General features: G+C 58.6%; 6 protein-coding genes. 4 read left to right on the top strand and 2 right to left on the bottom strand.

All coding sequences use genetic code 11. From position 1 onward, the window contains the following. Positions 1-193: 193 nt before the first annotated feature. From WA989_RS01235 to rnhA, 4 genes are all read left to right on the top strand, one after another. Positions 194-1,678, top strand: a complete 1,485-nt coding sequence (locus tag WA989_RS01235; protein ID WP_424338714.1) for a spinster family MFS transporter — start codon at positions 194-196, stop codon at positions 1,676-1,678. A gap of 10 nt (positions 1,679-1,688) precedes the next feature. Continuing rightward, complete coding sequence (thrB, locus tag WA989_RS01230; RefSeq protein WP_424338713.1) at positions 1,689-2,654, top strand: homoserine kinase; 966 nt, start codon at positions 1,689-1,691, stop codon at positions 2,652-2,654. 89 nt (positions 2,655-2,743) lie between these two features. After that, on the top strand, positions 2,744-3,328 hold the full coding sequence (locus tag WA989_RS01225; RefSeq protein ID WP_424338712.1) for a hypothetical protein: 585 nt from the start codon (positions 2,744-2,746) through the stop codon (positions 3,326-3,328). A 42-nt stretch (positions 3,329-3,370) separates the two neighbouring features. Further along, the gene (gene rnhA / locus WA989_RS01220; protein ID WP_424338711.1) at positions 3,371-3,811 is read left to right on the top strand and encodes a ribonuclease HI; all 441 of its coding nucleotides are present in this window, start codon (positions 3,371-3,373) and stop codon (positions 3,809-3,811) included. Between the two features lie 23 nt (positions 3,812-3,834). Here rnhA and WA989_RS01215 read toward each other — a convergent pair whose 3' ends face one another. Both WA989_RS01215 and WA989_RS01210 read right to left on the bottom strand, forming a co-directional pair. Continuing rightward, on the bottom strand, positions 3,835-4,107 hold the full coding sequence (locus WA989_RS01215; RefSeq protein WP_424338710.1) for a hypothetical protein: 273 nt from the start codon (positions 4,105-4,107) through the stop codon (positions 3,835-3,837). Positions 4,108-4,264: 157 nt separating this feature from the next. Then, positions 4,265-4,858, bottom strand: a 594-nt coding sequence (locus WA989_RS01210; RefSeq protein ID WP_424338709.1) for an NAD(P)H-dependent flavin oxidoreductase, incomplete at its 5' end; no start/stop codon positions are given.

Genomic DNA, 4,858 nt, shown 5'->3' with positions numbered 1-4,858 from the left:
ATCAAAATTAGCAACTTGCCCGGTCACGCACGATCGCGCCTGAAAGGCAAAACACTTCACATGTGAAATTTTTTCAGTGACTGGGCCGATTTTTCTGGAATCGGCTCGGAGGATTTGCTTGTCTGATCGCAGAAAGAAGTCCCGCCAAGGCCGATTCAGGCATTGAGCAAGAGACCACGAGGTAGGAAACACCATGTCGACAGTGGATCAAGCTGCGGACACAGCCATCACGCCCAATTCAGGTTTTGGCTCGAAAGGCTACAGATCCTTCGTCCTTGGCGCGCTTCTTCTTGTCTATATTTTCAACTTTATCGACCGGTCGATCATAAATATCCTGACCGAGCCGATCAAAGCTTCCTTTGGCGTTGAATACTGGCAGATGGGTCTCCTGGGTGGGCCTGCTTTTGCTATTCTTTACACGATGCTCGGTATTCCAATCGCCCGGTTCGCCGAGCGTTTTCATCGCGTCTGGATCATCGCAATTGCCGTCTTCGTCTGGAGCCTGATGACAGCGCTCTGCGGTGTCGCGACCTCCTTCCTGGTCCTGTTCCTGTTTCGCGTGGGCGTCAGTGTGGGCGAAGCAGGCTGTACTCCGCCTGCGCAATCTCTCATCGCAGACTATTTCGTTCCCAAGAGCCGCGCCACGGCCGTGTCGATCTATGCACTAGGTGTTCCTCTGGGCGGTATGTTCGCCGCCGTGTTTGCCGGTTTCATCGTTGGTAATCTGGACGGCCCATCGCTGGCCGCCATGTTCAGTGCCTGGGGCTGGACCTGGGCCCTCAATCTCCTGGACTGGCAATCGGTCGAGGGCTGGCGTGTGGCCTTCATCCTCGTCGGCATTCCAGGGGTCATCCTTGCTTTCATGGTCAGGCTGACCATTAAGGAACCCCCGCGCGGGTACACAGATCCGGCATCAGCCCAGAAGCTGGAAAAAGCCAGCATGAAGGACGTCTTCAAGATCCTGTCTGAAAAGCCGACCTTCTGGCACATTGTGGCCGGCGCCACAGTGGCTTCATTCGTCGGCTATGGCGTTGCGCAGTTCACGACCTCATTCCTCGTGCGCACGCATGGTCTCACTCTTGAGACTGCAGCAATCCTGTTCGGTGTAATTATCGGCCTGATGGCGGCGTTGGGTGTCTTCATGTCGGGCTATCTCGCAGACCAGATGGCGACCCGCCATCCGCGCGCGCTTTGCTGGATGCCCGCGCTCGGCATGGGGCTTTCAGTGCCGCTCTACGCGCTCGGCTATCTTGCGCCGACCGTCTGGCTCGCCCTCCCCCCGCTCATGGCGGCAGCAACGCTGCATTATTTCTATCTCGGTCCAATGTACGCCATCGTCGGCGGTGTCGTGGACAGCCGTATGCGCGCAACCTCCGTTGCCGTCACACTCTTCATCGTGAACCTGCTCGGCTACGGCCTCGGCCCGCCACTGATTGGTTTCCTGTCCACTTTCCTCAAGAGTGTTTTCCTGTCCGGCAACGATCTCGGCATGACACTGGAGACGTGCAAGGTCGTCGCTGATCTCACCGCCGACGCGGCAGCAACCTGCGCGAGCGCGAACAGCGAAGGTCTTCGGTGGTCGATCATCGCGTTCTGCTCGCTCTACGCCTGGGCAGCCCTTCACTATCTTCTGGCTGGCCGGACGCTCATGCGTGACATGATGCCGAAGGAATTGTAGCTAGCCCCTTATGGCTGTTTATACTCAAGTTTGCGACGAAGCGCTCGCGACGTTTCTGGATGAGTATGATCTCGGCACCCCGCGCGCCTTCAAGGGCATCGCTGAAGGCGTCGAAAACTCAAACTATTATCTGGAGACCGATCAGGGGCGGTTCATCCTGACGCTGTTCGAGCGAAGGGCCGATCCGAAGGATCTGCCATATTTCATCGACCTGAAACGCCATCTTTCAACGAGAAACTATCCCTGCCCGGCCCCGGTCGCGGGCAGGGACGGGCACGCCTTGCGGCAGCTCCAGGGCCGCCCGGCCGTCATCGTGAGCTTTCTGGACGGGCTGTCACCGCGCCGGCCAAACACAAGCCAGTGCCGCTCGCTGGGCGAAGGTCTCGCCAGGATGCATCTCGCGCTCGCTGACTTCGAGAAAACGCGAGCCAATTCTCTGGGGCCGGCGAGTTGGCCAGGTCTGTGGAAGGGCCGCGCCGCCACAGCGGACGACCTCCAGGAGGGCTTGGCCGAGCTGATCGAGAATGACCTCAGCGCCATTGCTGCAGCCAAACCGCAGAGCTTCGAGATACCCCGCGGCACGATCCATGCGGACCTTTTCCCCGATAATGCATTCTTCCTTGGCGACGAATTCACGGGCGCGATCGACTTCTACTTCGCCTGCACGGATGCCCTCGCCTACGATATCGCCGTCTGCCTCAATTCCTGGGCTTTTGAGGATGGAAAGGAATACAATTTTTCCAAAGGGTCTGCGCTCATCGCTGGATATGAAAGCGTTCGCAGGCTCGAGACACGTGAGCGCGATGCGCTGCCTGCCCTCTGCAGAGGAGCAGCGCTGCGGTTTTTTCTGACCCGGCTGGTCGACTGGACCGATACGCCCGCTGACGCACTGGTCCGCCCGAAGAACCCTCTGGACTATGCCGCTCGCCTGTCTTTCCACCGCAAAGACGTATCGGCCGCAGACTACGGCGCCTGAAAATCGCCCTGCTCTAAACTCGCCCGCGCCCGATTGCTCCATTTTCATGATATCCAGCTAGGGTTAGCTGGAAATGCGGGGATAGAGGCATGGCCGAGGTCGGAGCCAATGGAACGGTTCAACGCTCAGACGAGGAGCCCAGCCGGGACTATTTCAGCACCGAGAACACCAAGGTAAAACGCGTGGCGCTCGCCTGCTTTCTGTGTGGGATTGCAGCCTCTATCCTGGTCGCCCTGATCGCTCTGGTGATTGCTTTTGTCTATTCGAGCGTGGCCTCCCTGACGGGACGATCGCCCGGCGAGACCCTCGCGACAGACGGGTTCATGGCAGGCGCCTACATGGCCGTCATGATTGCGGGCTTCAACTGGTTCGTTTTCTATGTGGTCGTGCCGGTGACGTGGCTTGTCCTCGGTCTGTCGATCGGCATGTTTCCAAGGCGTGGTATTCGCCGGCATGCGCCGTATTACAGATGGGGTGCGATCTGGGGCGCCCTGCTGGTCGGGCTGACGACCGGCGTATTTGGCGGCGGTATGAACAACAGCTTGGCAGCGTTCGGCGCGTTTGCGACAGGGGCAGCGATAGGTGCAGTGGCTGGACTGATCTGTTCAGCTCTCTTCCTTGCCATCGTGAGGCCCAAGGCCCAGTTGAGCAGCATCACAACCGACGTCTTCTGACACCGGCTTGACGCAGCACACGAACCAGGCGAGCCAAACCCCATGTCAAAGCTTATCGAAATCTGGACAGATGGGGCGTGCAGCGGCAATCCTGGCCCCGGCGGATGGGGCGCGCTCCTCATCGCTGGCCGCCACAAAGGAGAAATTTATGGCGGCGAGGCCGACACAACGAACAATCGCATGGAGCTGATGGGCGCCATCGAAGCACTGAATGCTATCAAGAAACCCTCTCACGTGAAGCTCCATACCGATTCCACATATGTCAAAGACGGCCTGACCAAATGGATACACGGCTGGAAGCGCAATGGCTGGAAGACGGCCGCCAAGAAACCCGTAAAGAACAAGGATCTGTGGCAGGCTCTTGAGGCCGCCTGTGAGCGCCATGAGATCGAGTGGATCTGGGTGAAGGGCCATGCGGGCGATGAAGGCAATGAACGCGCTGACGAACTCGCGCGCCTGGGCGCGAGTGAGGCCCGGCAATAGGCGGCAGCTCTACGAGCAGCTGATCAGGCGGCCGGGCATACTCCATCATTGGCCCGCATATCAGTGCGAACCGAGTCCACAAATTCGCCAGTCAGCTCAAACTCACTTGTAGATACGCCGTGCGTACTGCCTTGAGGGTTTGCATCGATCAGATCAGCGGCACTCTCCACATCAAGCCCCCGCTCCTCTCGAAGATTTGCAATAACCTGGCTAACCTCAAGGACAGTATCCCGGTCGTCCTCTGGTAGAGTGCCGATCTGGATTGCATAGCAATCGCAATAGCTTTCCAAACCCATTTGGGACTCGTAAAAATCAGCGGCGATCTCCGCGTCACCCGCAAATAGTGCCGTTCATATACTTGCCGGGTCTCTCCCTGCCGGACCGGAACACGCCACCAGACCCATCGCCATAACGCCGGCGACCAAGAGTGGTTTTCTCATCCCGTCGCCCTCTCTATTCAGCGGGCACAGCTGATTTTGTCCCGAGATAGCCGCGCAGTCGGCTCTCGATAATGTCGTGAGCCTCCTGCATGATCCGGTCGATCAGTTCCTTGCAGGTCGGAATATCATTGATCAGACCAGCGACCATGCCGCAGGACCAGGCGCCGGCATCCATTTCGCCATCGCGCATGATTTTCGGATAGACGCCCGCGACCTGAGCATAAATGTCCTCGAATTTCAGGTCCTTGCCGAGGCGGCGTTCGGTTTCCAGCAAGGCTTCAACCGCGTCATTGGTCAGGACGCGTTCTGTATTGCGCAGCGGCCGCATGACGAGGCGCGTGTCGAGCTCAGACGCATCAACGATGGCCTGCTTTACATTCTCATGGACGGGAGCTTCCTTCGTCGCGATAAAGCGCGTGCCCATATTCATTCCGGCTGCACCCATGGCGAGGGAAGCAACGAGACTGCGGCCGTCAGCCTGACCACCTGACGATACGAATGGGATTTCCAGCTCATCGGCAGCACGTGGCAGCAGGATCATGTTCGGAACATCATCCTCGCCAGGGTGACCACCGCATTCGAACCCATCCACACTCACGGCATCACA

It is taken from the genome of Henriciella sp. (assembly GCF_049649345.1).
GTDB lineage: Bacteria > Pseudomonadota > Alphaproteobacteria > Caulobacterales > Hyphomonadaceae > Henriciella.
The sequence above is the reverse complement of the archived record's forward strand: the minus strand, read 5'-3'. Positions and strand labels throughout refer to the sequence as shown.

Coding starts and splice junctions, on each gene's coding strand:
- WA989_RS01235 (WP_424338714.1), top strand. CDS start 194: ATGTCGACAGTGGATCAAGCTGCGGACACAGCCATCACGCCCAATTCA.
- thrB (WP_424338713.1), top strand. CDS start 1,689: ATGGCTGTTTATACTCAAGTTTGCGACGAAGCGCTCGCGACGTTTCTG.
- WA989_RS01225 (WP_424338712.1), top strand. CDS start 2,744: ATGGCCGAGGTCGGAGCCAATGGAACGGTTCAACGCTCAGACGAGGAG.
- rnhA (WP_424338711.1), top strand. CDS start 3,371: ATGTCAAAGCTTATCGAAATCTGGACAGATGGGGCGTGCAGCGGCAAT.
- WA989_RS01215 (WP_424338710.1), bottom strand. CDS start 4,107: ATGGGTTTGGAAAGCTATTGCGATTGCTATGCAATCCAGATCGGCACT.